General features: G+C 65.8%; 21 protein-coding genes. 9 read left to right on the top strand and 12 right to left on the bottom strand.

All coding sequences use genetic code 11. The annotated features are described in order from the left end of the window. Nucleotides 1-224 precede the first annotated feature (224 nt). Genes CTP10_RS31820 through CTP10_RS31790 form a run of 7 tightly spaced genes read right to left on the bottom strand, consistent with a single transcriptional unit; the run spans nucleotide 225 to nucleotide 7,496 of the window. A complete protein-coding gene (locus CTP10_RS31820; protein ID WP_116323383.1) occupies nucleotides 225-1,289 on the bottom strand; it encodes a 2-aminoethylphosphonate aminotransferase in 1,065 nt (354 codons plus the stop codon). Next, the gene (gene aepY, locus CTP10_RS31815) at nucleotides 1,289-2,476 is read right to left on the bottom strand and encodes a phosphonopyruvate decarboxylase (protein WP_116323384.1); all 1,188 of its coding nucleotides are present in this window, start codon (nucleotides 2,474-2,476) and stop codon (nucleotides 1,289-1,291) included. The genes CTP10_RS31820 and aepY overlap by 1 nt, the downstream gene beginning before the upstream one ends. After that, entirely contained in the window at nucleotides 2,473-4,179 is a 1,707-nt protein-coding gene (gene aepX, locus CTP10_RS31810) for a phosphoenolpyruvate mutase (protein WP_116323385.1), read from the bottom strand. Before aepX ends, aepY begins: the two co-directional genes overlap by 4 nt. Then, nucleotides 4,176-4,964, bottom strand: a complete 789-nt coding sequence (locus CTP10_RS31805; RefSeq protein ID WP_116323386.1) for a phosphocholine cytidylyltransferase family protein — start codon at nucleotides 4,962-4,964, stop codon at nucleotides 4,176-4,178. Before CTP10_RS31805 ends, aepX begins: the two co-directional genes overlap by 4 nt. Nucleotides 4,965-4,991: 27 nt before the next feature. Further along, nucleotides 4,992-5,996: a flippase-like domain-containing protein gene (locus CTP10_RS31800; protein WP_116323387.1), complete on the bottom strand. Its 1,005-nt coding sequence runs from the start codon at nucleotides 5,994-5,996 to the stop codon at nucleotides 4,992-4,994. Next, a complete protein-coding gene (locus tag CTP10_RS31795) occupies nucleotides 5,993-6,820 on the bottom strand; it encodes a HalD/BesD family halogenase (RefSeq protein ID WP_233528437.1) in 828 nt (275 codons plus the stop codon). Before CTP10_RS31795 ends, CTP10_RS31800 begins: the two co-directional genes overlap by 4 nt. 7 nt (nucleotides 6,821-6,827) lie before the next feature. Continuing rightward, nucleotides 6,828-7,496 (bottom strand): CDP-alcohol phosphatidyltransferase family protein, encoded by a 669-nt coding sequence (locus CTP10_RS31790; protein ID WP_116323417.1) that lies wholly within the window; start codon nucleotides 7,494-7,496, stop codon nucleotides 6,828-6,830. Between the two features lie 794 nt (nucleotides 7,497-8,290). Here CTP10_RS31790 and CTP10_RS31785 point away from each other — a divergent pair. The 4 genes from CTP10_RS31785 (at nucleotide 8,291) to CTP10_RS31770 (ending at nucleotide 12,787) form a co-directional block, all read left to right on the top strand. Next, complete coding sequence (locus CTP10_RS31785; protein WP_116323388.1) at nucleotides 8,291-9,268, top strand: Bug family tripartite tricarboxylate transporter substrate binding protein; 978 nt, start codon at nucleotides 8,291-8,293, stop codon at nucleotides 9,266-9,268. Between the two features lie 280 nt (nucleotides 9,269-9,548). Continuing rightward, nucleotides 9,549-10,796 carry a serine hydrolase domain-containing protein gene (locus CTP10_RS31780; RefSeq protein ID WP_116323389.1) on the top strand — a complete coding sequence of 416 codons (1,248 nt, stop codon included), beginning with the start codon at nucleotides 9,549-9,551 and terminating at the stop codon, nucleotides 10,794-10,796. Nucleotides 10,797-10,871: 75 nt separating this feature from the next. Next, nucleotides 10,872-11,891 carry an NADP-dependent oxidoreductase gene (locus tag CTP10_RS31775; protein ID WP_116323390.1) on the top strand — a complete coding sequence of 340 codons (1,020 nt, stop codon included), beginning with the start codon at nucleotides 10,872-10,874 and terminating at the stop codon, nucleotides 11,889-11,891. A gap of 50 nt (nucleotides 11,892-11,941) precedes the next feature. After that, a complete protein-coding gene (locus CTP10_RS31770; protein WP_116323391.1) occupies nucleotides 11,942-12,787 on the top strand; it encodes an SDR family NAD(P)-dependent oxidoreductase in 846 nt (281 codons plus the stop codon). Between the two features lie 21 nt (nucleotides 12,788-12,808). On the opposite strand, the gene CTP10_RS31765 is transcribed toward CTP10_RS31770, so the two are convergent. From CTP10_RS31765 to CTP10_RS31755, 3 genes are all read right to left on the bottom strand, one after another. Continuing rightward, nucleotides 12,809-13,783, bottom strand: a complete 975-nt coding sequence (locus CTP10_RS31765; RefSeq protein ID WP_233528438.1) for an AraC family transcriptional regulator — start codon at nucleotides 13,781-13,783, stop codon at nucleotides 12,809-12,811. A gap of 117 nt (nucleotides 13,784-13,900) precedes the next feature. Next, a complete protein-coding gene (locus CTP10_RS31760; protein ID WP_116323393.1) occupies nucleotides 13,901-14,629 on the bottom strand; it encodes an SDR family NAD(P)-dependent oxidoreductase in 729 nt (242 codons plus the stop codon). 73 nt (nucleotides 14,630-14,702) lie between these two features. Continuing rightward, the gene (locus CTP10_RS31755; protein WP_116323394.1) at nucleotides 14,703-15,551 is read right to left on the bottom strand and encodes a TauD/TfdA dioxygenase family protein; all 849 of its coding nucleotides are present in this window, start codon (nucleotides 15,549-15,551) and stop codon (nucleotides 14,703-14,705) included. A gap of 131 nt (nucleotides 15,552-15,682) precedes the next feature. Between CTP10_RS31755 and CTP10_RS31750 the strand changes: the two genes are divergently transcribed. Continuing rightward, nucleotides 15,683-16,699 (top strand): AraC family transcriptional regulator, encoded by a 1,017-nt coding sequence (locus tag CTP10_RS31750; RefSeq protein WP_116323395.1) that lies wholly within the window; start codon nucleotides 15,683-15,685, stop codon nucleotides 16,697-16,699. Nucleotides 16,700-16,851: 152 nt separating this feature from the next. Here the strand turns inward: CTP10_RS31750 and CTP10_RS31745 are convergent, their stop codons facing one another. Next, nucleotides 16,852-19,551: a LuxR C-terminal-related transcriptional regulator gene (locus CTP10_RS31745; protein ID WP_116323396.1), complete on the bottom strand. Its 2,700-nt coding sequence runs from the start codon at nucleotides 19,549-19,551 to the stop codon at nucleotides 16,852-16,854. Between the two features lie 307 nt (nucleotides 19,552-19,858). On the opposite strand from CTP10_RS31745, the gene CTP10_RS31740 reads away from it, so the two are divergent. From CTP10_RS31740 to CTP10_RS31725, 4 genes are all read left to right on the top strand, one after another. Then, nucleotides 19,859-20,905 carry a hemerythrin domain-containing protein gene (locus CTP10_RS31740; protein WP_116323397.1) on the top strand — a complete coding sequence of 349 codons (1,047 nt, stop codon included), beginning with the start codon at nucleotides 19,859-19,861 and terminating at the stop codon, nucleotides 20,903-20,905. Nucleotides 20,906-20,996: 91 nt separating this feature from the next. Continuing rightward, nucleotides 20,997-22,052, top strand: coding sequence for a 3-keto-5-aminohexanoate cleavage protein (locus CTP10_RS31735; RefSeq protein ID WP_116323398.1), 1,056 nt, complete (start codon nucleotides 20,997-20,999; stop codon nucleotides 22,050-22,052). A 213-nt stretch (nucleotides 22,053-22,265) separates the two neighbouring features. Then, nucleotides 22,266-23,237 carry a quinone oxidoreductase family protein gene (locus tag CTP10_RS31730; RefSeq protein WP_116323399.1) on the top strand — a complete coding sequence of 324 codons (972 nt, stop codon included), beginning with the start codon at nucleotides 22,266-22,268 and terminating at the stop codon, nucleotides 23,235-23,237. A gap of 118 nt (nucleotides 23,238-23,355) precedes the next feature. Then, nucleotides 23,356-24,114 carry an SDR family NAD(P)-dependent oxidoreductase gene (locus CTP10_RS31725; protein WP_116323400.1) on the top strand — a complete coding sequence of 253 codons (759 nt, stop codon included), beginning with the start codon at nucleotides 23,356-23,358 and terminating at the stop codon, nucleotides 24,112-24,114. Nucleotides 24,115-24,189: 75 nt separating this feature from the next. Here CTP10_RS31725 and CTP10_RS31720 read toward each other — a convergent pair whose 3' ends face one another. Then, entirely contained in the window at nucleotides 24,190-25,002 is an 813-nt protein-coding gene (locus CTP10_RS31720; protein WP_116323401.1) for an SDR family NAD(P)-dependent oxidoreductase, read from the bottom strand.

Here is a 25,002-nt window from a genome sequence, read left to right as displayed (position 1 = left end):
GCTGTTGACCGTATTGCCGAGGCCGCTGTCGGCGAAGCAAAGCTCAGGGTTGCTCCGTTCGAGATGGTCGTCGGCCCCGTATAAGAAATGGAGCCTAGTGAAGCAAGCGTGACGTTACCGGCGGACTATCGAACTGGGCTAGCTCGGTGACCGGCGTCCTCACAACGGCATCGCCAATCCCTGCGGTCGAGGTAACAGACGGTCACTGCAGCAGCGAAGTGGCATCAAGTCATCAATGCCGCAAACCCCTGCAGCAAGCGCTCAATGTCGTGCGCCTGGATATGTCCCATCGTGGAGATCCGGAATAGTTCGTTCGACAGCTGCCCCTGCCCTGCATAGATCACAAAGCCGAGCGCTTTCAGGCCGTCGTGCAGCTGCGTGTACGACAAGCTCGCCGGCAAACGGTAGGCGCGCAGGACGACGGAGGACTGGTCCGCCGGCAACGCGCTTGCGATGCCACGCAATTCAAGTCCCGCGCGCACTTGCTCGGCCAGGGCCGCATAGTGCGCGTGCCTGGCGGGCTGGCCGCCGCTGTCGTCGAGTTCGCGCAGCGCTTCCACCAGCGCGTAGTAGGCGTGCACGGACGGGGTGAAGGGAGTGTTGCGCTGATCCTGCAGGCGTGCCAGCCGGCCAAGATCCAGGTAGTAGGTCCGGCTTTCGGCCTGGGCCAGCGCGTCGCGCCGCGCGATCACGAAGGCGACCCCCGGCACGCCGTGCAGGCACTTGTTGGCGGTGGCGGCCACGGCGGCAATGCTGCCGCCGAAGTCGATCGCCTCGGCCCCGAAGCTGCTGACGGCATCGACCAGCAGGCGAACGCCGCGCTGGTGGCAAACGGCATCGAGCGCGTGCAGATCGTTCAAGCGCCCGGTGGTCGTTTCATGGTGGATCACCGCCACATGGCCGATGGTACGGTCCGCGTCGAGCATGGCGGCCAGCCGCTCGGGATCGGGCGCCTGCATCCAGTCATGTCTGATCACCTCGTGGTCGATGCGGTATTGACTCGCGATCTGCGTCATGCGCTCACCGTACACGCCGTTCTCGACAATGAGCAGCTTGCCGCGCGCGGGCACCAGCGCGGCAATCATGCTTTCGACTGCTGCCGTGCCTGACCCGGTCATCAATACCGCGGCCCATTCTGCAGGGTCCAGCCGGTAAACGTCGAGCAGCCGCGCGCGCGCCTCGTCCTGCAAATCGAAGAATTCACTTTCGCGATGGCACAGGTCGGGCTGCAGCAGGCTGCGGCGGACGCGCTCGGACAAAGTAACCGGGCCGGGGTTGAGCAATAGCATCAGTTCTCTCCGAGATCAGCGCCGATGTGGCGCGCGAGGCGGAACTTCACTTCCGCGGGGGTGATGGTGGGCCGGGGCAGGCCATCCGGCGTGCCGGCGCGTATCATCAGCCGCACGAAGCGCGAGCCGGGCGCACCCGGCTCGACAGGTGCCGCCGCAAGCCTATCGTCAAGCAGCTCAAGGCGGTCGCCTTCGACCGCCGAGCGATAGCCGCAAGCCGCCGCCACGCCGGCGAACGACACATTGGGCGACACCGTGGCCTGTGCGCCGGTCGAGTCGTGCGCGCCGTTGTCGAGCAGCACGTGGGTGAGGTTCGACGGGCCGTATGCGCCCAGCGTGGCGAAGTTGCCCATGCGCATCAAGGCGGCGCCGTCGCCATCGATGGCGACCACATGCAGGTCCGGCCGCACCAGCGCGAGGCCGAGCGCCAACGACGCCACGCAACCCATCGATCCCACCATATAGAGCTGGTTTGGCCGGTCATCGAGCGCATACAATTCGCGGCCGCAGAAACCGGTCGATGCCAGCACCACCGTCGAAGCGGCCGGCGTATGCGCGATCACGCGCTCCAGGGCCTCGCGACGCGAAGGCAGCGCATCCAGCCCCCCTCCCCGCAATTGCGTGCGCGCCTCGCATCGCGCACGCGGCGCGGGTCGATCCTGCGGCTTGAGCGCAAAGGGCGCGACACTGCCCTTTTGCATGACCAGCGCGTAAGGGCGTCCGGTCGCGTCCATATGCGCCAGCGCGCGGTCAAGCGCCGGGCCGATGGCGGCCGCATCGGTCGGGAACAGCTCCCAGGGTATCTCCATGGTGTCGAGCATCGCAGGCGTGACCGGGCCCATCAGCGCGTGCTGCGGCTCGTCCGCGGTGCCCGGTTGCCCTCGCCATGTCACGATCAGCAGTTGCGGCAGCCGAAACGTCCAGGTCAGCGAAGTGAGCGGGCTCACCGCATTGCCAAGGCCGGAGTTCTGCATCATCGTGATGCCGCGCTGCCCCCCTCTGGCCCCGAGCGCCACGCCCGCGATCAGCGCCACCGCGTCGCCTTCGTTCGCCGACGAGACGTAGTGCAGCGATGGATCCTGCAGCACGTAATTGATGAAGGGAGTGAGGTACGAGCATGGCACCCCCGCATACCAGGAGAAGCCACGCGCCAGCGCCGCCTCGATAAACTGAGCCGCTTCGATCATGGGCGATTCTCGCTGCTGGTTGCGCCCTGGGCGATCGGCAGCCGGGCATGCGCGAACTCGCCAGCGCGCTGGTAGTCCTCCAGGTCGTTCACGCTGCGCCAGTGGCCGTGCACATACTTCACGTCGATCTCCTCGCCTGCATCGATCAGGGCGTTGAGCAGGTCAGGCATGTCCAGCGTGTCGAAATCCGCTCGCGCACGCAGGCCGGCAAGGGTCTGCTGCAGGGCCTCGCGCCCGGCGCCGCGCACGCACAGCAGGCCAATCCAGCGTCCCTGCGGGGCCTGACCGCCAGTGACCGCCACTTCCCGCGCCTTGTTCGAGACGTGCCGCAGCAGGATCTTCTGGCCGAACAGGGCGCGATCGTCGGGCGCGGAGCAGTAGGCGAAATCGCGTACGCTCTGATTCGACGGTTGCGTCTGCGACGAGTCGACCACCACGCTGAAGCGGGACTCGCTCTCGAACAGGTCGCGCAGGAAGTAGCTGCGAAAGAGCAGGTCACCGTAGGCGATCACGGTATCCGTATGCAGGCCGTCGGCCGCACACGCAAGCGACGCCAGTTCCCCGGTACTCGCGTGGCGCTCGTTGCGCACAAGCTTGACACCCGTGCTCTGGATCGCATCGGCACGATAGCCGCCGACCACGGTGATGTCGTGGATCCCTTGCATCTTGAAGGCGTCCACCAGCCAGCGCAGCAGCGGCTTGCCCGCGACCGGAAGCATGACCTTGGGCCGCTCGGCGGTCAGCGCGTCAAGCCCTTCACCCCGGCTCGCCGCCAGCACGACCGCGGCGCCGAGCGCCTCGGTTCCAGACAGGTACAGCCGTTCGGCGGCGGAATACTCGTCGGCATCCTGCAGCCGGAAGATCTCGCTCATCGGCGCGATACGGTCCTCGACATGAACCAGCGTCTGGGTGTCGTGGATTTCCCTGGCCACCGCCTGCATCGACGATGCAGCCGCACGGATCAGATGGTTGGCCCAGATCACGACGCTGATGCCGGCCTGGCGGAACACCTCGGTGGGGGTGCTGTAGTACTTGGTCGGCACGATCACCAGCGGAGCGCGGCCGGCCCACTCGCGTGCGAACTCGAGGATCTCATCCGGCCGCGACAGCTTGCTGTGGATCAGGATCGCGTCGGCACCGGCCTGCCGATAGGCTTCGGCCCGGCGCAAGGCCTCGTCCATGCCCCAGCCCGCGATCAGTGCTTCCACGCGCGCGACGATCGAGAAATCGGCATCCGCCTGGGTATCCTTGCCGGCCTTGATCTTGCCGCAGAATTCGTCGATGGTGGCCAGCGGCTGGTGTTCGCCGTCGATAAAGCTGTTGGTCTTGGGGAACTGCTTGTCCTCGATGCACAAACCCGCGATGCCGCGCTGTTCGAGCTTCCTTACCAGGCGCCGCACATTGTTGAAGTTGCCGTAGCCGGTATCGCCGTCGACCAGGATCGGCAAGCCGCTGGAGTCGGCCATGAATTCGAGCGTGTCGACCACCTGTGTCCAGCTTGCCTCGTTGTTGTCGCGCACGCCGAATTGCGCCGAGATCGCCAGGCCGGAGGCCCAGATGGCCTTGAAGCCTGCTTCGCGCACAATCCGGGCCGAGAGCCCGTTGTGGGCCTCCATCATGAATTCAAGTTCGCTGCCCACCAGCAACTGGCGCAGCGCGGTGCAGCGCGACGCAGTGGGCATAGCCAGATCGCGTGCGTTCATGGCGTGACTCCCGAGTTGACTCCCGAGGTGACTCCAGATTGGCGCTGGAGTTGCGGCAACACTTCATCGCGCGCGCGCGCGACGTCGCCCGGGAAGTCGATCTCGAGCCAGGGCGCACCGGTGACGTCCGCGATCTCGAAGGCATGGCCGCCCTCCAGCAGCAGATCGCGCACGGCTTCCTCGTGCGGCATCTTTTCCTGGTTGCGCCCGACATACCCCGCGACGATCTGCGCCAGGCGGCGTGCAGTCTGCTCGCTAAAGCGGAAGAAGCCGACCGACTCGCCGATCGTGTCATATTCCAGGCCCACCGCGACCTGCTTGCGCAGCTCGACCGGAAGGCCGTCCCGCAGGCAGAGCTTGACTGGCTCGTCGCCGGTTTCGAAGTCGCGGTCGATCAGCAGGCGGTTGACGCTGTCGCCGGCGACCAGCGCGGCGAGAATGCGCTCGTCGTAGAGCACGTCGGCGTCCATCAGCAGCACGTCGCCGCCGCGCGTGAGCGCGTCGGCGACGGTGTGCACGGTCAGGACGCTGCCGAGCTCGTAGCGCGGATTCAGAATGATTTCAGGATGGGGCAAACGTCCGATCCGGTCGAGTTCGGCCTTGACCTGTTCAGGCTGGAAACCGAGCGCAAGCACGACCTCCGTGACGCCCGCCGCGTCCAGCATGCGTAGATGCCGTTCCAGCAGGGTGATGCCATCGAAGCGCAACAGGCACTTCGGGAATTGTGCTTCAGGCGGTTGCTGCAAACGCAGGCCAAGGCCCGCGGCAAGAATAATCGCTCGCATATTTCTCCGCTCCCATGCAAACCGCCATCAATCGGTAGCCGGCACACCACCCATGCTTCGCCGCCGGTGGTTTCGTTCACTCCAGTACAAATACAGAAGCCCGGGCGCGCCAAGCACGATTTCCCGGGCGCGCTTGATCAGCGACAGCGCCAGCGCCGCGTCGGCAGGCAGACCCACCAATGGCGCGAGCAGCAGGTAGCCAGCCTCCTGGGCACCCAGCGAGCCGGGAATCGCAAACGCGGCGCCCCGGATCGCCTGCCCGGCGCTCTCCAGCAGCAACGCGTCGAGCCAGCTGACGGGATGGCCGAGAAACCGCAGGGCCAGCCACACCTCCCCGGTGCCGACCAGCCAGCCCACCAGGCTCAGCGCGAAGGTCGCGGCGACCTTGCCGGGCGCGCGATAGGTCTTCCGCACGGCTGCGTCCACGGCATCGGCGCGCGTCGTCAGCGCAGACCAATCGCGCTTTCCCGACAATCTCGACAGCAAGCGCAGCACGCGCCCAAACAGGCCGCGCCGCTGCGCCACATAGAACCCGAACAGGCACAGCGCCAGCAGCGCGGTGGCGGCAATGGCCGGCAGGCGAACATCCTCGCCCGCGCCGCTCGCCGTTGACGCGCCGAACAGCACGAGGCCGAGCACTGCGAACACCAGCTGCGCGATCGCCTGCATCGTCGTGCTGACGGTGATCGCCGCGGCAGCGTCGCGCATGCGCGCACCGCGTTGCGCAAGATGGCGCACCATCACCACCGGACCACCCAGCTGTCCGGCGGGCAGCAGGCTGTTCACGGACTCGCCCACCCAGCGCGCAAGCAGCGCGTCGCGCATGGCGCGATGCCCGGCGTGGCGATCGAACAGTACGAAAATGGCACCTGCATCCAGCGCCAGCGGCAGCAGGTGAAACGCCACCACCACCAGGCTCAACCACCCCGCCGACATCAGCGTCGATGTCACCGGGCCGAATCCGGTATAGGCAATCAGGGCGACAAAGAGCGCCGCGCCGAGCGACAGCGAAATCATCGCCGCACGCGTCATGCCCGGGGTTGCTGGCCCTTGGCCAGCCGTTTGAATACTTGCCGGAAGCCGAAATACGCGAGCGCGTCCTTCATGTTGGAGACGAAACGCAGCCAGGGCCGCATGCCCGGGTCGGTGACGTATTCGAAGGTCAGCGACACCCGCATCTGGTTCGGCCCGAGTGGCGTGATGCGGTGGCGCAGCTTGTCGCCATCGAAGAAAACGAGGCCACCGGGGGAAATCTGTACCGACCCCGCTTGCACGGGCACATCGGGCTCGCGCGTGTGCAATTCGTAGTCGAGACGGCACGACGATTCGTCGATCACGCCGAACAGCAAGGTGTAGCGCCGGCCGTTGTAGTAAGAGGTGTCGTAATGCCAGCCGATATGGTCGCCCTCGCGCGTGTAGTAATAGAGCGCGTAGGCATGCGGATCCTGCTCGGGCGAAGGCAGCAGCTGCTCGCCGCAGATCTGTTCGAGCCAGCCGATCAGCGCCTTGGACCGATAGAGCTGCGCGATAAAAGGCGCGTGCTGGTCGATCGTATGGCGACTGACGCTGCCGCCCTGCTTGTGGCCTGGAAGATAATTGCGATTGATCCGGTCTTGCAAGGCCTGGGCGCTGGCAACCAGCCCTTCCGTGACTTCGTCCGGCAAAAACTCGCCCACATGCAGGAACGCACCCTGGCGCTCGAATTCCGCGCGCAGCGCGCTGTGCCCGAGTGTGCCAACACGTACGGCCACAACTGCATCGGGATCGGCACGCGCGTCCGCAGGGTCGGCGAACGGCTGCTGCCGCTCGCCCGGCACGGTGAGAAGATCCCGGTCCGCTTCGGCTTGTTCGCTCATCGGCGCCTCATGGTCTGGTAGACGCTGTAACGGGGCGAGTGCGCCGCACGACGCGCCAGTAGTCGATGAACACCCATGCCGCGAACAAGGGCGCGCCGATCGACGCCGCCGTCAGGAACGGGGCGACGGCACTGCTCAGTGTCACAAGTGGCAGGAGGTAGAGCACATCCTCCGTCTCGAAGCCGCCGACCGAGGCCTGTTTGGTGGCGGTCTTGCCAGCGAGCGCTTCGATGCGCATGCGCAAGAAAAAGATCAGCGCCACGGCCACGCCCGCCACGCTGCCGCGCATGACCGCTGACACCGCGGCGTCCTGAAACTGGCCCGAGACGCCAATCCCCATGCTGACGAAGAGCAGGATAGTGACCGCTGCGTCACTGGCAAGATCGTAGAAATGGCCTAACTTGCTGGATTTCCCGCTGATCCTCGCTAGTTCTCCGTCAGTGTGGTCAATAAAATTGGAAAGCACGACCAGCAGCGCACCGCCATTCGCCCAGGCGAAGCCGCCTTGCGCGAGGCACGCCGCGCCGGCCATGCCGGTCAAAAGCCGGAGTGTGGTCAGATGATTGGGCGTAACCCAGGAATCCTTGAGCGGTTCGACAAGCCGTCGCGCCAGGCGTGCGTCCCATGTGCGCGGAGATGGCGGCGGTGCAGGCGGGCCCATTGGATTGCTGCTCATCTTGCAAATCCCCCGCGGCAGGAAATGCGACATGGCCAGGACTGCAGGGCCAGTTCGCGTGTTTTGCTTGGCAGTATTTCGATCTGAAGGATCAAGGTCTATCGCGCGCGGGATTCCGCGCCGCAGTCGCGTTCAGACACTGCGACCGCAAGCCCCGGGCCAGGTGCCGTCCCTTGTGTGCACAAGACAAGTGCACTCCGGCCTTCATTGGCGTTAATGATAGACGTGATTCCGACAAGCTGCCGAGGCAGCGTGCTTCTTCGCCCCTGCCATCCGCTGGGCGATCTGCAAGAGTTTTCCCAAGGGTTTATACTACGTCTGTCTCCTCCCTTTCTCCTAAGGGATTCGTGCCCGCCCTTGACGCGGGCTTTTTTTCGCCTGCTTCAGGAGCGGCCTGGCGGGGCTGTGTCGGCCGTATCCGTCGTGAGCGTCGACGGCGGACAAAGGTTCTGCCGGGGTCCGGCCGCCTCCATTCAGGCATTCAAATAACCTCCAGCAGTCCGCAAACTTTTGCTCTGCGGGCGCTAAGTTCAGCTCTGTCTATCGGCATGTCGTCGACGCGACTGATGTCGGCTCAGGATTTGCAGAGCATGGCGCTGCACAAGGAAGCGATCCGCCTGATTCAGGTGAATGATCAGGGCCCGCACACTTTGCGCTTTCCCTAACTGTCCCGAAATGTCAAATATTTGCCCCCGAATGTTAAGACGCTTTGCATCGACCGCTCATACTTCTGGCACGACTTCCGTCGTCAATGGCACCCAATTCCAGCCCACACCCATAACGGGGAGACATCTATGCCAATCCGCCCTGCCCTGAACTGCGTGCGCCGCGCCGCCGTCTGCGCCGTCCTGGCCCTGTCCATGCCCGTCGCCATGGCATGGACCAACAAGCCGGTCCGGGTACTGATCCCTGCGCCTGCCGGCGGCACCATGGATGTGCTGGCACGCGTGCTGTCAGAAGCGCTCACGGCGGAACTGGGCCAGCCCGTGGTCGTCGATAACAAGCCCGGCGCCGGCGGCAGCATTGCGATCAACACCATGCTGGCGGCGCCGGCCGACGGGCAGACCATCCTGGTATCGACCACCAATGTGCTCACGGAGATCCCGCATGTAATGAAGACGTCCTTCGATCCGATGAAGGAAGTGAAGCCCGTGGCCGCGGTGGCGAGGTCGACCCTCGTGCTGGTCGGATCGACGAGCCTGCCGCCCAAGGACCTGCCAAGCCTGGTCAGCTATGCGAAGGCCCATTCGGGCCAGCTCAGTTTTGCTTCCTACAGCGCGGGCACGGTCGCCCACTATGCCGGTCTGATCATGAACCAGAAAGCTGGCATGGATCTGCAGCACGTGCCTTTTGCCGGCTCTCCGCCTGCGCTGACACAGGTCATGGGCGGACAGATCGCCGTGATGTACGACGGCATGGTGACCTCGCTGCCGATGATCAAGGCCGGCAAGCTGCAGGCCTATGCCTTGGCCGCGAAACAGCGCTCGCCGCTGCTGCCGCAAGTCCCGACCTTTGCCGAACTGGGCTATCCGGACATTGACTTCAACAACTGGGCGGGCGTGTTCGTATCGTCCAAGGTGCCGTCAGACGTGGTCCAGAAAATCCAGGCTGCCGTCTACAAGGCGGCCTCGACGCCCAAGGTGCAGGACCGGATTCTCGGGCTCGGCTTCGAGACCGTGTCAGCGCAAACCCTTGCTCAGCTTGGTCAGGGCTTGCGCACCGAGTACGATCGCAATGCCGCCATCGTGAAAGCCAATAACATCCAGCCCTGACGGTCCGCGGCTCCGGCGGCGTTGGCTGTTTCCTTCCTGCCGGAGCTCGCTTCAGGCGACCGGCGACGATCGGCGCGATGCTTCAACCGTCGCCGGTCGCTCCCCTCCTTTCCGATTTCCATCGCCATCCGCTTGCCCAATGTCCCCAGCGGTCACGGCAAAGACCCCTATCATCAATCGCCAAGCCGGCCGTCTGCCTAGAATCGGCACACATACCTCACGGCACCGCGCACCGCGCACCGCCCTGCCCCCGATCCGCCGAACCTTGCAGGAGCTTGCATTGCCTCTCAACCGTGCCCTAAACCATGCCGCCACCCCCGAAGAGGTGGGATTGTCAGCGCCGCGGCTGCGGGCCATTTCATCGGTATTCAATGCGGATGTCGACCGGCGCAAGATCCCGGGCGCCGTCGTGCTCGTCGCGCGCAAGGGCCGGATCGCCTGGTTCGAGGCGTTTGGCTTCGAGCATGCGGATACCCCGTCGCGTCCGATGCAGCGCCATTCGGTCTTCCGCATTGCAGCGATGACGCGGCCCGTCGTCGGCGTGGCAGCGCTGATATTGATGGAAGAAGGCCGGCTGGCCCTGAACGACCCGGTCGAGCGCTACATCCCCGGGTTCGCCTGTCTCCAGGTCGGTGTCGAGTCGGTCGATGCGAACACCGGGGAGCGCCGCCTTGCGCTCGAACCCATGCGCCGCGCCATGACGGTTCACGACCTGTTCCGGCACACCTCCGGTCTGACATACGGGCAATTCGGCGATTCGCTGGTGCAGCGCCAGTATCGCGAAAGCGGCCTGATGGATCCCGGACAGACCAATGCCGAGATGGTTGCGAAGCTGGCGGCCATCCCGCTGCAATGCCAGCCGGGCGAGGTGTTCGAATATGGCATGTCCACCGACGTGCTTGGCCGCATCGTCGAGATTGTCTCGGGCATGGACCTCGCTCACTTCGTCGCGGAGCGCGTGACGCGGCCACTGCGCATGCATGCAACAGGCTTCCGGTTGATCAGGCAGGACGGCGCGGGCCTGGCGCTGCCCTCCGGCGCATCCGGCAAATCCACCGCCCTGTTCGACTACGACGAACAGAATCCGCCTCGCTGGCATTCCGGGGGCGCCGGCCTGCTGTCCACGGCTGGCGACTACGCGCGCTTCTGCCAGATGCTGCTCAACGGCGGTGTGCTCGATGGCGTGCGCCTGCTTTCCAGGAAAACGGTCGAATTGATGCTGGGCAACCATCTGCCTCGGTCCACGCGCTTTGGCGGTTCGACAACAGGGCTCGGCATCAACGCGCCGTTGCCCGATCTCGGCCAGGGCCATGGCCTGACAGTGGGCGTACGCACCTCCCCGGGCTTGAGCCCGGTGCCGGGTTCCGTCGGCGATTTCTACTGGGGCGGCGCGCTCGGAACCTATTTCTGGGCGGATCCGCAAGAGCAGCTGCTCGCCATCCTGATGCTTCAGGAAAACGACCTGGCGACGCGTGTCGGATACCGGTCCCTCTTGCGCAACCTCGTCTACGGCGCGCTGGAAGACTGAGCAGCGAGCGCATTACGGCGACCGTCGGTGCGGCCCGCGCACACGGCGCCAGGCAAATATTTTGGAGGAGCAAGCATGAAGACAATGAACCGGCGCTGGATCCTCAGGCAGCGCCCCGTCGGCGATATCGGCGACAACGACCTGCAGCTCGTGGAAGCACCGCTGCCGCGACCGCGCGACGGCGAGATCCTGGTGCGCAACATCTATCTGATGGTGGCGCCGACCAACCGCGTCTGGATGAGCGATATCGACCAGTACATGGCCCCGGTGGCGCTGGGCGAGGTGATGCGCGGCGTCACCATGGGCGTCGTCATGGAGTCCCATCACCCAGACTTCAGGCCTGGCGACATTGTCGAAGGCGGCATGGCGTGGGAAGAGTATTCGGTAACGAGAACGGCCCGGCGCGTCCCGGTGGAATACGGCCTGCCCTTGCATGCCTATGCGAGCGTGCTGGGCAACTCCGGCATGACGGCCTATTTCGGCATGCTCGACATTGCCAGGCCCAAGGCTGGCGAGACCATTGTGGTGTCGGCCGCCGCGGGCGGCGTCGGCTCGATCGCCGGCCAGATCGGCAAGATACTTGGCTGCCGGGTGGTGGGCGTTGCGGGCGGCCAGGGCAAATGCCGGTTCGTCACGGAAGAGTTTGGCCTGGATGCCTGTGTCGACTACAAGGCGGGCAACGTGCTTGCCGATCTTCGCGCCGCCTGCCCAAACGGCATCGACGTCGATTTCGAGAACGTGGGCGGGGACACCATGGATGCCGTGCTGGCTCTGATCAATCCGGGTGCCCGCATCGCCCTGTGCGGGATGATCTCGACTTACAACGCGAGCGGTGACTGGTGGAGCCCGAAAATGTTCCGCAACGTCATCATGAAACGCGCCCGCATCGAAGGGTTCCTCATTGCCGACTACCGCCCGAGGTTCCACGAAGCCGTGGAAGTCATGGCGAAATGGGTCAGGGACGGCCAGCTCAAGTACCGGGTCGACATTATTGATGGCATCGAGCAGGCGCCCGCCGCCCTGAACCGCCTGTTTACCGGCAAGAACATCGGCAAGCAGCTAGTCCGCCTTGCCCCGGAATCCGTGATCGGCTGAATGCCGCGCCCCTCAGCCCCCCCGCCCCTCAGCCCTTACCTGCGACATCCATGATTCATCCAGACATCGACAGCAACGATCCCCCGCCAGACACCCGACCCCGCCTTCATGACTTCCAGGGCAAGACGGCAATCATCACAGGCGCCGCGTCCGGCATCGGCCTGGCACTGGCCAATACACTCGCGGCGCGCGGTGCTGACCTTGCGCTGGCCGACATCGACGCACACGGCCTTGACGCTGCACGCGAGCGGCTCGCATCGACCGGCAGGCGCATCTGCACGCGCGTACTGGATGTTTCCTCCGATGCGGAGGTACGCGATGCGGCGGCGGAGTTCGCGGCGAAACTGGGGCGCATCCACCTGGTCTTCAACAATGCCGGCATCGATATGAGCGGCGAGCTGGCATCGCTGTCCGAGCAGGACTGGACCCGCGCGTTCGGCATCAACGTGTTTGGCGTGATTCACGGCATCCGTCATTTCCTGCCACTGCTGCGCCGGCACGGCGAGCCGGCGCATTTCGTCAACACTGCGTCAGGCGCGGGCTTCTGGGTGAACGGCGACTTTCCCATGGGCGCCTACGCCGCCACGAAGTACAGCGTGGTGGCCCTCTCCGAGGCGCTCGAGCAGGAGCTTCGCGGCACCGGCATCGGTGTATCGGTGCTTTGCCCTGGTCCAGTAAAGACCCCCATCGCCGAACGCTCGCTCCATGCCAGCGATTCGTTCAGGGCCAGCGTTGCCGCAGGCACGGCTCCGGAGCTGGTGGCCGGCCAGGCGCTGGAGGCGATACAGGCAGGCGAGTTTTACATCTTCACGCCAACGCGCATGCGGCCGCGCGTGGAGGCGCGCTTCGCGCGAATTCTCGATGCACTGGAGCGCGCGCCCACCATCGTCACCTGAGTGCCGACGACATGATCAATCTCACTGCATGCCACCGCTGCGCCATGCACTGGGGCTGCAGCCAAAATGGCCGCGGAACCAGCGTGAAAACGCGCTCTGCATCGAAAACCCAAGCAACACCGCCACATAGCTGACCGGGCGTTCCGAATGCCGGAGATACTGCACCGCCAGCGAGACACGGACCTCATCGAGAATGCTGCTGAAAGTCGAGCCTTCCTGCAGCAGCTTGCGGTGGACCGTGCGCCGGTCGACGCCAAGCTGGCTGGCGACGCGCTCCACACTGCAGTTTCCCGAAGGGAGCAAGGAGAGCACCATGCGCCGGACCTTTTCGGCCATGGACAGGGTCGCATGCGCAGCCAGTGAGTCCAGATAGGCATGCGCGTACTGCGCCAGCTCCGGGCGCGCGGAGCACGGCACTGCCTCCAGGTCCTTCTGCTCGCAGACAATGCCGTTGAAGTCGCAGCCGAAATCCACGGACCGGCCGAACACGCGCGCGTGGGATGCCGGATTGCCTGGGGCGCCATGCGCAAGGCAGATACGCCGCGCGCGCCACCCCGGACCGATCAGTTCCTGAAGCATCCGGTAAAGCGCAACCACTACCATCTCGTCGGCCTGTCGTGTCGACCCGGAATGCTCGACCATCAGCGACACGCGGATGACAAGCGCGCCCTCCCGTTCTTCCACGCCGAGGAACAGAGCCTCGCTGTGCAGCGTGATGTAGCGCACCATCGCACCAAGCGCCTCCCGCAGCGTCCGCGAATCACGCACGGCCATGCCGAGAGGCCCGAGAACCGATAGTTGACGGCCCTCACCCAGTCGCAGGCCGAAATCTTCGGCATCTGAAGCTGCCGCGGTCATTTCGAGAAGCCGGCAGACTGTGCTGGCGCAAACCAGGTTGTCGCCGGCGTCCAGGCAGCTTGGCGGCAGCCCTACTTCTGCCAGGATCCGCAAGGGATCCGCGCCAACCGAGCGGGCCACCTCGGTATAGCGCGACAACGTGGCACTGCGGACTAAACGGCTCACGGGCCTCCTTGCACGGGCAGCGGCTGCAAGGCCATTGCAGCCGGCAGGTGTCGCGGGAACTGTGTGCGCCCGCCTTTCGGCCACTTGGCGTCAGGCGCGGCGCATCAGGCTGTAGCTCTGCGCACTGGGGCCGAAATCGGGCATGCCGGCCAGGAACAGGGCAAGCGGGACAACGTCCGCGGGATCCTTGAACCATTCGCCGGGCGGCGCCGCAACGTCGCGCGTCATGTCGGTCCTGACCGGCCCCGGTATCAGCTCATTGACGCTGATGTTGTCCTCCTGGAGTTCCATCGCCAGCGACTGGGTAAGCATCCACAGGCCGCTCTTGGAGCACGAGTAGGCCGAAAAGCCCGCGTTGGGCCGCTTGCGCTGGCCGGAACCGATCATGATGATCTTGCCGGCGCCGCGGCGGCGCAGGTGGGGAATGGCGGCATGGGCGGTGTGGTAGGCACCGGTCAGGTTGATATCGATGGTCTTGCGCCAGAGCGCGGGATCGCCGTCAGCGATCCTGCGCTGCTCGAGCGCGACACCGGCATTGGCCACGACGATATCGACACCGCCGAAGGTATCGCTGGCGCGCCGGAACAGGGTCGCGACGGTCTCGTAGTCCGCCACGTCCACGGTCTGGGCAATGGCCCGGCCACCCGCTTCGCGGATCAGCGCGGCCGTCTGCACGATGTCGGCCTCGCTGCGGGCGCTGCACACCACCGCAGCACCGGCGCTGGCATAGGCCAGTGCAATGGTGCGTCCGATGCCGCGGCCCGCGCCGGTGATCACGGCAACCTTGTCCTTGAGCATGTTGGGATCGATCTGGCTCATTGTCTGTCTCTCAGTTTCGCTTTGCGTTGCATTGGGGTGCAGGGAATCAGGACACTGTGATCAAGCGTGTCGCTCAGAACGGGCGATCTCCCATCACCGTGGCCCGGTCCATCCTGCGATGGCACGGCGGGTAATCCATGACCGCGTAATGCTGGGTCGAGCGGTTGTCCCAGATCGCCACGCTGTTCGGGGTCCAGCGCCAGCGCACCTGATACTCGGGAACGTAGGCTTGCGTGATCAGGTAGCGCAGCAAGTCAGCCCCGCCGGGATTGAAGTCCTGCCCGAAGCGCACGCGTTCGGGCGTATGGAAGTTCGTAAAGTGGGTGGTAAAGCCGTTGACGAACAGCACCTTCTCGCCGGTCTCGGGATGCGTCCTGACGACAGGGTGCTCGGCATCCGGAAACTGGGCCTTCAGCGCGAGACGCTTTTCGATCGGCATGGCGGCGCCGAAACTTGCCTCGATGCTGTGGCGTGCGCGCAGGTTGGCGATCTGGTCCTTGACGTGTTGCGGCAGGTTCTCGTAGGCGAGCACCATATTGGCCCACATGGTGTCGCCGCCGACAGGCGGGCATTCCCGGCAACGCAGGATGCTGGCAAGCGGCGGGGCTTCGCGCCAGGTAGCGTCCGTGTGCCAGGAGTTCTCATAACGCGGCGTGGGCTCGTCGGGACTCTTGTAGATACGGACCAGCCCCGGATGTTCGGGATCGCTGCCCGCTACCGGATGGTCTTCAAGTTCGCCGAAGCGGCGGGCAAAGGCGACGTGCTCGCCGGCCGTGATGTCCTGGTCGCGCAGGAACAGCACGCGGTGCCTGAGCAGCGCTTCACGAATGCCGGCGAATATGCCGTCATCGTGGATCGCGTCGGCGAGGTTGACGCCGGCCAGTTCGGCGCCGATGGAACAGGTAAGTGGCTCGACTCGCATTGCGACTCCGAAAGTTTGTAGGTACAGGTCGAAGCAGAAGGGTCGATGCAAAGTATTGAAGAAGCCGCGCACGATGCATTGACATTGCGGGGCAGCGACTTTACATTTTGGGGCACCTTGGGGGAACTCCTATGTCGACGCTGCTGCAACACGTGAACCTGACGGAGTTTGTCGACGTGGCCCGCCAACTCGGCCTGGATCCGTACCGCCAACTCCGGCAGGCGGGTATCAGCCCGACGGCCCTGGTGGACCCGGAAATGCGGGTGCCGGCGAAGTCGGTCATGCAGTTGCTGGAGGATTCGGCACAGCTTGCCGGCCTGGAAGATCTTGGGCTACGCGTGGCGGAAACCCGTCAATTGACAACACAGGGACCTCTGTGGACGGTGATGCGCGAGGGCGCCACCCTGCGCAATGCGCTGGATGCGATGGCGCGCTATCTGCATTTGCTCAACGAAGGCATCGATTTGCGCATCGAGACGGTCGGGGACGCCGCGGTGGTCAGGCTCGAACTCCTCGTGTCCATCGAAGGTTCCATGCGGCAATCGACGGAGTTCGTCATTTGCCTCTGGTTCCGGTTGTTCAAGCTGCTTGCCGGGACGGCATGGAAGCCGCGCAGCGTCTGCTTCACCCACGCCGCGCCCGCCAGCCTTGCCACGCATCGGCGCGTGTTCGGTGTACCGGTGCGATTTCGCCAGGATTTTGATGGCATCGTGCTGGCCGCCTCCGATCTCGACGTGGCTGGCGCAGCCTCGGATTCGGCGCTGGGCCGTCATGCGCGCGAATTCCTGGATATCAAGCTGGCGCAATCCGGCTCCACCATGCCGGACAAAGTACGGAAGCTGGTATTCGCGCTGTTGCCAACCGGCGAGTGCGGGGCCGAACAGGTGGCCCGGCAGCTTGGCATCGACCGCAAGACGATGCATCGCCATCTGGCTGCCTATGGGCAGAACTACCTGTCCGTCGTCGATGCGGTCAGGGTCGACCTCGTCACGAGATACGTGAAAAACAGCGAACGACCGCTGTCGGAGGTTGCCATCCTGATGGGCTTTTCCTCCCTCAGTGCCTTCTCCAGGTGGTTCTCCATGCGCTTCGGCTGCAGCGTGTCGGCGTGGCGCCGTCAACCACCGGAACCGGAAAATACGCGCTAGACGCCGTGCATCGCGGCCGGCATGGCACGAGTCGGGTCCGATTGGCGCACTGTGGTTAGGGCTTTCCGATTATCCGAAGCAGGCGGCCAGCTGCGCCCCCTGCGCGAAGGATGCGCGAAGGAGGGGGCGAAACGGACGCGAAAGGCCGGGAACTACTCGAGCCCCTCCAGCAGTCCCAGCAGCTGGGCGCGCCGTACGGCGTGCTTGCGCGTGCCGGCGCTCAGCTTGCCGAACAGGTTCTTCACATGCCACTTGGCCGTGACTTCACCCACGCCGATGGCCTGTGCAATCTCCTTGTTCGAGAGATTGCGCGCCAGCAGTTCCAGGACTTCGCGTTCCTTTGGGGTCAGCACCGTACTGGCCACGACACGCGGCGCCATGGTCGGACGTTCGGCGCGGCGCGGTGTGCGCGCCACCGGCAGCGGCTGGGCGGCGCCAGGCTCCGCGGCCCCCTCCTCCACCAGGCGCCTGGCCCAGTCGGCGAGGCCTGGATGTGCGTCAGCGAAGGTGCGGGCCAGGCCATAGGTCCGCGCAAGGTTCATGGCTTCCTGCATCAGCGGGCGGCTATCCTCGCCGCCGCGATGACGCACGAACGCCTCCAGCGCCATGATCTCGATGCGCTTGCGCCCGAGCTTCATGGCTTCCGCCGCAGGCGCCGCCCGGCGCAGCGCATCGAGCGCGGATGGCCAGTCCTGGGCGGCGATTGCCGCATTGGCATGTGCCATGGCCTGCATCAGCGCCACGTCGCGGCGCCACAAGGGGCCGTGGCCCGCCTCGGCCCCGGCGACCAGTTCGTCAAGGCGGACGATCAGGGCCCGGCAGGTCTCGGCACGGAAGCGCCCGGCGTGCATGCGCACCTGCTCCGCCAGGCTCGCAATGCAAAGCCGCGGCGTCCGGCGCGCGACGCCCACCGCGTACAACGCTTCGAGCAGGTCGAGTGCGCGGTGCTCGACGCCTTGCACGGCGGCCACGCGCGCAGCGCTCAGATACGCCAGCAACGACGTCTCGGCCGTGCCCGACCGCTCCAGCACGTCGAGCCGGTTGGCGAGCAGCGCAGCCGCTTCGTCGACCCGGTCGCATTCGTAGACCGCCGCGGCCAGCAGCGACGCGAGCATGCAGGCGAGCGGGTGGCGGCGGCCAAGATCGGCTTCCGCGCTCGCAAGCGTGGGCCGCAAGATCGCTTCGCTCAAGATCACCTGCCCCTCATGCAGGTAGCTCAGCCCGATCACGAATTCGCCCCAGCGCGCTGCGTAGCGATGTCCCTCGCCCAGGTTGCCGCGGGGCGCGAGTTGCAGGTGGCGCCGCGCGTTCCCGGTCTGCCCATGCAGAATCGCGGCCATTGCCAGGCGGTTGGCATGCATCTGGGCGAGGCGCGGGTCGTGCGCGGCAGGCTGCTGCTGCCATGGCTCCAGCAGCGCCAGGCAGCGGTCTGGCTGGTCCGCGTAGTAGGCCGCGATGCTCAGGATCAGCGCGCATTCATAGCGCAGGACGGCATCGTCGCCGGCGCCGTCAAGCATGCGGGCGACCAGCGCCTCGGCCTCCGCATGGCGCTCGCCCAGCGCGAGCACCCAGGCAGCGGCAAGGCGCAGGCCCGGGTAGCGGTCCAGTTCCGCGTCAGGCAGGCGCTCCAGCCATTCGAGCACGGTACCCAGCCGCCCCTGCATCACGGCGTCGTATAGCGAGCGCCCTGCCAGCTCGTAGGCAAGCGCATGCTGGCCCGCCGCGTGTGCGTGACGCGCGGCTTCCTCCGTGATGCCGCGCGCGGCGAGCCAGCGCAGTGCGCGCGTATGCAGTTCGTCCTGCTCCGTGCGGGACAGCTCGGCCACGCGCGCCTGCAGGGCACTGCGCGCGAGCGCGTGCAGCCGGCACCAGTCGCTGTTGTCGCTGGAGATGAAGATCGGTGTCTCGCGGACCAGCCGTGCCAGCTGCTCCGGTGCCTGCTCGGCGCCCGTCAGCGCACGGCACAGGTCCGGATGAACGTGGTCTACGACGGCGATGCGAGTCAGGAACGCGACGTCGTCGGGCGTGAGCTTGGCAATCAGGCCACCAACCAGATGCTCGCCTTCATCAGCCGGGCGAGCCGCCATGGCGTCCACGACGCTGCGCGGATCGGCGCCGCGCTCCATGGCCGCCAGGACAAGTTGCAGGCCGAGCGGCCATCCGTCGGTCAACTCATGCAGGCGCGCACAACTGTCGGCATCGACCCGGTCGCCGAAGCGGCTGCGCACGAGGGTCATGGTTTCATCAAAGCGGAAACGCAGCGTTTCCGCGCCGATGCCGGTGCATTGGCCGTACGCCGTCAGGTCGCTGAGCGCGGCGTCGAACCCGCCGCGCGCCGCGACCACGATGCGCAGATTGGGAGGCGCGTTGTGCAGCAGGTAAAGCAGCGCCCCAACCCCGTCCTGCGAGAGACGTTCGGCTTCGTCGACGATCAGTACAAGGTCCAGCGATGTCTGGGCCACCTCGGCAAGCCAGGCCGTGAGCCCTTCAGTGCTGCCCGGCGCCGCGGCCGCGCCTTCGAGAAGGGTGCGGCCAAAGCCGGGCCGCGCGCAGCCTGCGCGGACGGCAAGCACAAGGCATTGCAGGAAATGCAGCGGATCGTCGTGGGTGTCCGCCGAAATCCAGGCGACGGCCGCGCCGTGCGCCAGGTACTCGCGGCGCCATTGCGCCAGCAGCAGCGTCTTGCCGAAGCCCGGTGGCGCCTGCACGACCACCGCGGGCCGGTCGCGCAGCGCTTCGCTGTCGAGGCTGAGGCGCGCACGCGCAAGCAGGTGCCGCGGCGCGCGCGGCGGCATGGTCTTGAGCGCAAGCTCGGAAAATGCGGTATCCGAGCCGCGGTTCACGGAGGTCATCTGGCGGGTACTGGTTGGCTTGGATGCGACGCTCGCCGGGACGTGCATGCCGGGCTGCGGCGCGGCAATGCCGCTTCCGTGGCTTCGCCCTGCCGTTGGGCGCGGCGTGCCTGGCTCGAAATCTGGTGTCTCATTATAGGCACACCGCCGGCCTGGCGGGCAATCGCCCCCTCCTCCGCGGAGGGGGCGTACAAGGTGTGCGGCGGCTAGCATGCGTCCAGGTCGAAACGGAACGCGAGGTGCCTTCGATGCAATTCATGGACGTGTGCGCGCTGGAGCAGGGACGTGTACGGGTCGGGGTGTCGGCATGAGCCGCCTTTGTCCCGATGCCGACGCCGTCACGTGCCGCCACCTGCTGGTCCCGCTCGACGAAACGGATGAATGCATGGCCACCATCACCGGGGCCATCGAGCTGGCACGCATTGCGGCCGCACGGATCACGTTTGTCCATGTGCCCCGCCTGATCACAGTACCGCGCGACGAGATGAGTCGCGGCCGCGAACTGCTCGGCAAGGCCGAGTCGGTGGCGCGGGCGCTAGGGGTGCCATGTGCGTCGGCTGGCGTAGCCGAGGGCGACGCACCTGCCGCCATCCCCGCAACCGCGCGCAAGGCTGGCTGCGACCTGGTCTTCATCGGCGCCCACGGGCATGAAGCGATGACAAGATCGCTGGTCCAGGCGGCGCTCGCGGCAGGTATCCCGGTATTCGCCATGCCGGGTCACACGCCGGTGATGCCAGTGCCGGCCATCCGCGAGATCCGCGACGAGCACCGCGCCCTCAGTACCGTATTGCGCGCATGGCTGGACATGCTCACGGCTGCGAATGACCGCGGCGCCGGCGCGAATGTCCAGGTGATGCGGAACATGATCCGGTTTATCGAGGCCTTCCCAGTGGCGCGCCACCATCCCCGCAAGCAGGCCTGCCTCTACGGCAGGCTGCGCCGGCGCACGGCCCGGACCGACGCAGAACTCGACGAACTGGAGCGCCAGCATGAACGCAATGCGCAATGGCTTGGCGCGCTCACCGAAGCCGTTGAGCGGTTTGCTGCAGGCGGCCCGCTGGCGGAGCTGCTAGGCAAGGTAGATCACTACGCGCAATTCGTCTGGGCACTCATGGGGCGCGAGGAAGGCGTCATCCTGCCGGCGGCGCAGCGCTACCTGACAGAAGCGGACTGGGACAAGATCAACGCCGCTTACGATTCGGCGAATCCCGTCGCCGCTCCCGGCACGCGTGCCGGTGGGCATGAGGACCGCCAGTTCGACACACTGCTTGCCTTCATTGCCGACCTTCCGGATGCCGATTGCGTGGCCCGCATTTGCTCGCGAGCAGGAAACGTATCGGTGCGGTTCAGCTGAGAGCGCGGCCACGCGCTCCGAATCGTGGCCTGTGGATCAAGACCGTCAAACGGGCGCCAATGGATGCGCCATTCACCATCAGGAGGAGACCATGCAATTTCTCGACGATTCCCTGCACCCGGAGAACCAGGACAAAGTGGTAATCACCGTGGCCCCGTATGGCCCCGAATGGATGCCGGAAGATTTCCCGGAAGACATTCCGGTGACCATGGAAGCGCAGGTGCAGAAGGCCGTCGATTGCTATAACGCCGGCGCCACCGTGCTGCACCTGCATGTGCGCGAACTCGACGGCAAGGGTTCCAAGCGCCTGTCGAAGTTCAACGAGCTGATCGCCGGCGTGCGCGCCGCCGTGCCCGACATGATCATCCAGGTCGGCGGCTCCATCTCGTTCGCGCCGGAAGACGATGGCCAGGCTGCCAAGTGGCTGTCGGATGACACCCGCCATATGCTGGCTGACCTGGACCCGAAGCCGGACCAGGTCACCGTGGCGATCAACACCACGCAGATGAACATCATGGAGCTGCTCTATCCCGAGTACCTGAAGGGTACCTCGCTGGAGCATCCCGCCTACCAGGCTGCCTACCGCGAAATGACGGTGCCGGCCGGCCCGGGCTGGGTGGAAGAGCACCTGCGTCGCCTCAGCAACGCCGGCATCCAGCCGCACTTCCAGCTCACCGGCATCCACGCGATGGAAACGCTGGAGCGCATGGTGCGCGCCGGCCTCTACAAGGGTCCGCTGAACCTGACGTGGATCGGCATCGGTGGCGGCTTCGACGGCCCCAACCCGTTCAACTTCTTCAACTTCGTCCACCGCGCGCCGGATGGCTGCACGCTGACCGCGGAGTCGCTGCTGAAGAACGTGCTGCCGTTCAACATGATGGCGATGTCGATGGGCCTGCACCCCCGCTGCGGCATCGAGGACACCATCATCGACCAGCACGGCAACCGCATGACGTCGGTGCAGCAGATCGAGCAATGCGTGCGCGTGGCCAAGGAACTGGGCCGCGAGATCGCCTCGGGCAAGGAAGCGCGCGAGATCTACCGCATCGGCACCTGGTACGACAGCGTTGAAGAAACGCTGGCCGCCCACGGCATGGCGCCCAACCGCCAGGCCGGCATCAGGAACCTGCCGCTACGCGCCGCCTGATGTGCAAGGCCCGCCCGGACGCAGCGATTCGGCTGCGGCCAGGGCGGCCGGCCATCCTGTCCCTGACGGAGCCCAACATGTCCCATCGCCCTGACGCGCTACGCACGGAATACGAGCGCAATGCCGGCATCGTCAAGACTTACCACATCCAGCCATGAGATCCACGGCCCTTGCGGGCACCGGACCGGCATGAACTTTCTCCAGGAGACCAGAATGGCAAAAGCAATCCGCTTCTACGAAACCGGCAGCGCCGACGTCCTCAAGCTTGAGACCGTCGAAGTCGGCGATCCCGGCCCGGGCCAGGCCCGTGTCCGCCATACCTATATCGCCGTCAATTTCATCGACATCTACTTCCGCACCGGCCACTATCCGCTTCAGCTGCCCAACGGCCTGGGCTCCGATGCGGTTGGCGTGGTCGAGGCCGTCGGTCCGGGCGTGACCGACATCCGCGTCGGTGACCGCGTCGGCTACCTGCTCGGGCCGCAGGGCGCTTACTCGGACGTGCGCGTGATGCCGGCGGAAGTGCTGATCCCGCTGCCCGATGGCGTCTCCGACCGGACTGCCTCGACGCTCATCATGAAGGGCATGACGGCCCAATACCTGTTCCGCCAGGTCTACCCGCTCAAGGGTGGCGAGACCATCCTCTACCACGCCGCGGCGGGCGGCGTCGGCCTGATCGCGTGCCAGTGGGCACGAGCGCTTGGCGTGACCATGATCGGCACGGTCAGCTCCGACGAAAAGGCGGAGATCGCCAAGGCCAATGGCTGTACACACACCATCGTCACCTCGCGCGAGGACATCGTCGAACGCGTGATGGAGATCACCGACGGCAAGAAGGTCCCGGTCGTCTTCGACTCGATCGGCAAGTCGACGCTGGATGCATCGCTGTCCTGCCTGCAGGTGCGCGGCACCCTTGTCAGCAACGGCACGACGTCCGGGCCCGTGGAAATCGACAGCCGCACGCTGGCGGCCAAGGGGTCGCTGTGGGTCACGCGTCCGGCCATGGTGCACTACGCCACGCCGCGCTCGCACATGCTCGACATGGCCAGGGAAGTGTTCGACATGGTGCTGGCCGGCAAGATCACGAGCGAGCCCAGGCAGAGCTTCGCGCTGGCCGATGCCGCCGAGGCCCATCGCGCGCTCGAATCGAGGAAGACCAGCGGCGCTACCGTACTGGTGCCGTAACGCATGCGGCCTGGCGCCCGGGCATCACCGCCCTGTACGCCCTGACGCGAAACGACCTACGGGGCGACGTGTTCCTGGCACGATCGCCCCGAAGCCATTGCAGGAAATCGGAGGGATCATGGACCTGAAGTTAAAAGGCAAGCGTGCAATCGTGACCGGCGGCAGCCGCGGCATAGGCAAGACGATTGCTCTTCAGCTCGCGCAGGAAGGCGTGGACGTCGTGCTCGCCGCGCGCGCGAAAGAAGCGCTGGAAGCGACCGCCGCGGAACTTGCGGCGCTGACCGGCCGTCGCATTGTGCCGCTCACGGTCGACACCGCCGACAAAGCTTCCGTCGATGCCATGGTGGCGCAAGCGATCGAAGCCCTGGGCGGCATCGATATCCTGATCAATGCCGCGGCCATGCCGGGCGGCATTTCGCCAGCCACGCAACTCGACGAGATCGTCGATGCGCAAGCGCTTGAAGACATCGACATCAAGGTCATCGGCTACCTTCGTACCGCGCGGGCGTTGGCCCCGCATCTCGCCGCGAATGGCTGGGGCCGCATCATCAATATCGGTGGCCTGGCGATCTACCACACGGGCCGGCCCGTCGCCACGCTGCGCAACGTCGGCGTGGCGGCCATCACCAAGAACCTTGCTGACGAACTTGGCCCGAAGGGCATCAATGTCACGGCGGTCCATCCCGGGCCAACGCGCACCGAGAAGACGGACGCCGCAACCGAGGCGTGGGCGGCGACCAGGAGTTCCCTTGGCCGCATGGTCGATGCCAGCGAGGTCGCTTGCGTGGTGACCTTTCTCGCCTCGCCATTGAGCGTGGCAATCAACGGTGAGGCCATCGCAGTCGGCGGCGGGACGCCGGGCATCATCCACTACTGACATCGCCGCCATCGGCGGCGGCGGGTTGACCTGCGAGCCCCTGGGCGAAGCGGGGCCCGCAGCTTGCTGCCGACCTCAGTGGCTGTTGCCTTCCTGCAGCCGCTGGCGCAACACCGCGCGCAGATCCTCGCCGTAGCCGGTAAGGGTGCCGCCGTCCACCGCCAGCATCTGGCCCGTGATCATGTCCGCGCGCTCGCTGGCGAGAAAGGACACCGCTTCACCAATCTCCGAGGGCTCGCAGAACCGGCCCAGCGGTACCGTGCGCCGGATCAGGGACTCACGCTTTTCGGGGCTTGCGTACGCTTCGATCGCAGGCGTCCGGATGCCGCCGGGGCATACCGCATTGACGTTGATGCGCTGGTCGGCCAACTCCCATGCAAGATGCTGGGTCAGTCCCGTTACCGCATGTTTGGACGCGGTGTAATCGACGCTGCTGAAGTACGCCATGCGAATACCGGCGATCGAATCGATATTGACGATCTTGCCCTTGCCCTGCGCCCTCATTGCCGGGATGACCGCCTGGCAGCAGAACAGGATGCCCTTGGCATTCACCCCCATCACGTGGTCCCAGTTCTCCTCGGTGACGTCGCAGACCAGCGCAGAGGCCCCGCCCACGCCGGCATTGTTGACCAGGATGTCGATGGCACCGAAGGCCTCGAGGGTCTGGCTGGCCATGGCCTGCGCTTCGGCCTTCTTGCTGACGTCGGCGCGGATGGCAATGGCGCGCTTTCCCTCCGGATCGAGGCTGGATGCGACGCGCCGCGCCGCCTCAAGGTTCAGGTCGACCACGGCGACCCTGGCCCCTTCCCGCGCCAGCACGTGCGCGATGCCTTCGCCGCCACCCTGGCCAGCCCCGGTGATGATGGCTACTTTGTCCTTCAGTTCCAT

The organism is Cupriavidus sp. P-10 (assembly GCF_003402535.2).
In the GTDB taxonomy this organism is placed as follows: Bacteria; Pseudomonadota; Gammaproteobacteria; order Burkholderiales; family Burkholderiaceae; genus Cupriavidus.
Note: the sequence above shows the minus strand (reverse complement) of the source record. Positions and strands in the feature narration are given on the sequence as shown.

Excerpts from the sequence above, each read along its gene's own strand:
- CTP10_RS31745 (WP_116323396.1), bottom strand. The coding sequence starts at position 19,551 with ATGACCTCCGTGAACCGCGGCTCGGATACCGCATTTTCCGAGCTTGCG.
- CTP10_RS31725 (WP_116323400.1), top strand. The coding sequence starts at position 23,356 with ATGGACCTGAAGTTAAAAGGCAAGCGTGCAATCGTGACCGGCGGCAGC.
- CTP10_RS31800 (WP_116323387.1), bottom strand. The coding sequence starts at position 5,996 with ATGACGCGTGCGGCGATGATTTCGCTGTCGCTCGGCGCGGCGCTCTTT.
- CTP10_RS31795 (WP_233528437.1), bottom strand. The coding sequence starts at position 6,820 with ATGAGCGAACAAGCCGAAGCGGACCGGGATCTTCTCACCGTGCCGGGC.
- CTP10_RS31790 (WP_116323417.1), bottom strand. The coding sequence starts at position 7,496 with ATGAGCAGCAATCCAATGGGCCCGCCTGCACCGCCGCCATCTCCGCGC.
- CTP10_RS31735 (WP_116323398.1), top strand. The coding sequence starts at position 20,997 with ATGCAATTTCTCGACGATTCCCTGCACCCGGAGAACCAGGACAAAGTG.
- CTP10_RS31775 (WP_116323390.1), top strand. The coding sequence starts at position 10,872 with ATGAAGACAATGAACCGGCGCTGGATCCTCAGGCAGCGCCCCGTCGGC.
- CTP10_RS31720 (WP_116323401.1), bottom strand. The coding sequence starts at position 25,002 with ATGGAACTGAAGGACAAAGTAGCCATCATCACCGGGGCTGGCCAGGGT.
- aepY (WP_116323384.1), bottom strand. The coding sequence starts at position 2,476 with ATGATCGAAGCGGCTCAGTTTATCGAGGCGGCGCTGGCGCGTGGCTTC.
- CTP10_RS31785 (WP_116323388.1), top strand. The coding sequence starts at position 8,291 with ATGCCAATCCGCCCTGCCCTGAACTGCGTGCGCCGCGCCGCCGTCTGC.
- CTP10_RS31740 (WP_116323397.1), top strand. The coding sequence starts at position 19,859 with ATGAGCCGCCTTTGTCCCGATGCCGACGCCGTCACGTGCCGCCACCTG.
- CTP10_RS31730 (WP_116323399.1), top strand. The coding sequence starts at position 22,266 with ATGGCAAAAGCAATCCGCTTCTACGAAACCGGCAGCGCCGACGTCCTC.
- CTP10_RS31820 (WP_116323383.1), bottom strand. The coding sequence starts at position 1,289 with ATGCTATTGCTCAACCCCGGCCCGGTTACTTTGTCCGAGCGCGTCCGC.
- CTP10_RS31770 (WP_116323391.1), top strand. The coding sequence starts at position 11,942 with ATGATTCATCCAGACATCGACAGCAACGATCCCCCGCCAGACACCCGA.
- CTP10_RS31755 (WP_116323394.1), bottom strand. The coding sequence starts at position 15,551 with ATGCGAGTCGAGCCACTTACCTGTTCCATCGGCGCCGAACTGGCCGGC.
- CTP10_RS31760 (WP_116323393.1), bottom strand. The coding sequence starts at position 14,629 with ATGAGCCAGATCGATCCCAACATGCTCAAGGACAAGGTTGCCGTGATC.
- CTP10_RS31750 (WP_116323395.1), top strand. The coding sequence starts at position 15,683 with ATGTCGACGCTGCTGCAACACGTGAACCTGACGGAGTTTGTCGACGTG.
- aepX (WP_116323385.1), bottom strand. The coding sequence starts at position 4,179 with ATGAACGCACGCGATCTGGCTATGCCCACTGCGTCGCGCTGCACCGCG.
- CTP10_RS31805 (WP_116323386.1), bottom strand. The coding sequence starts at position 4,964 with ATGCGAGCGATTATTCTTGCCGCGGGCCTTGGCCTGCGTTTGCAGCAA.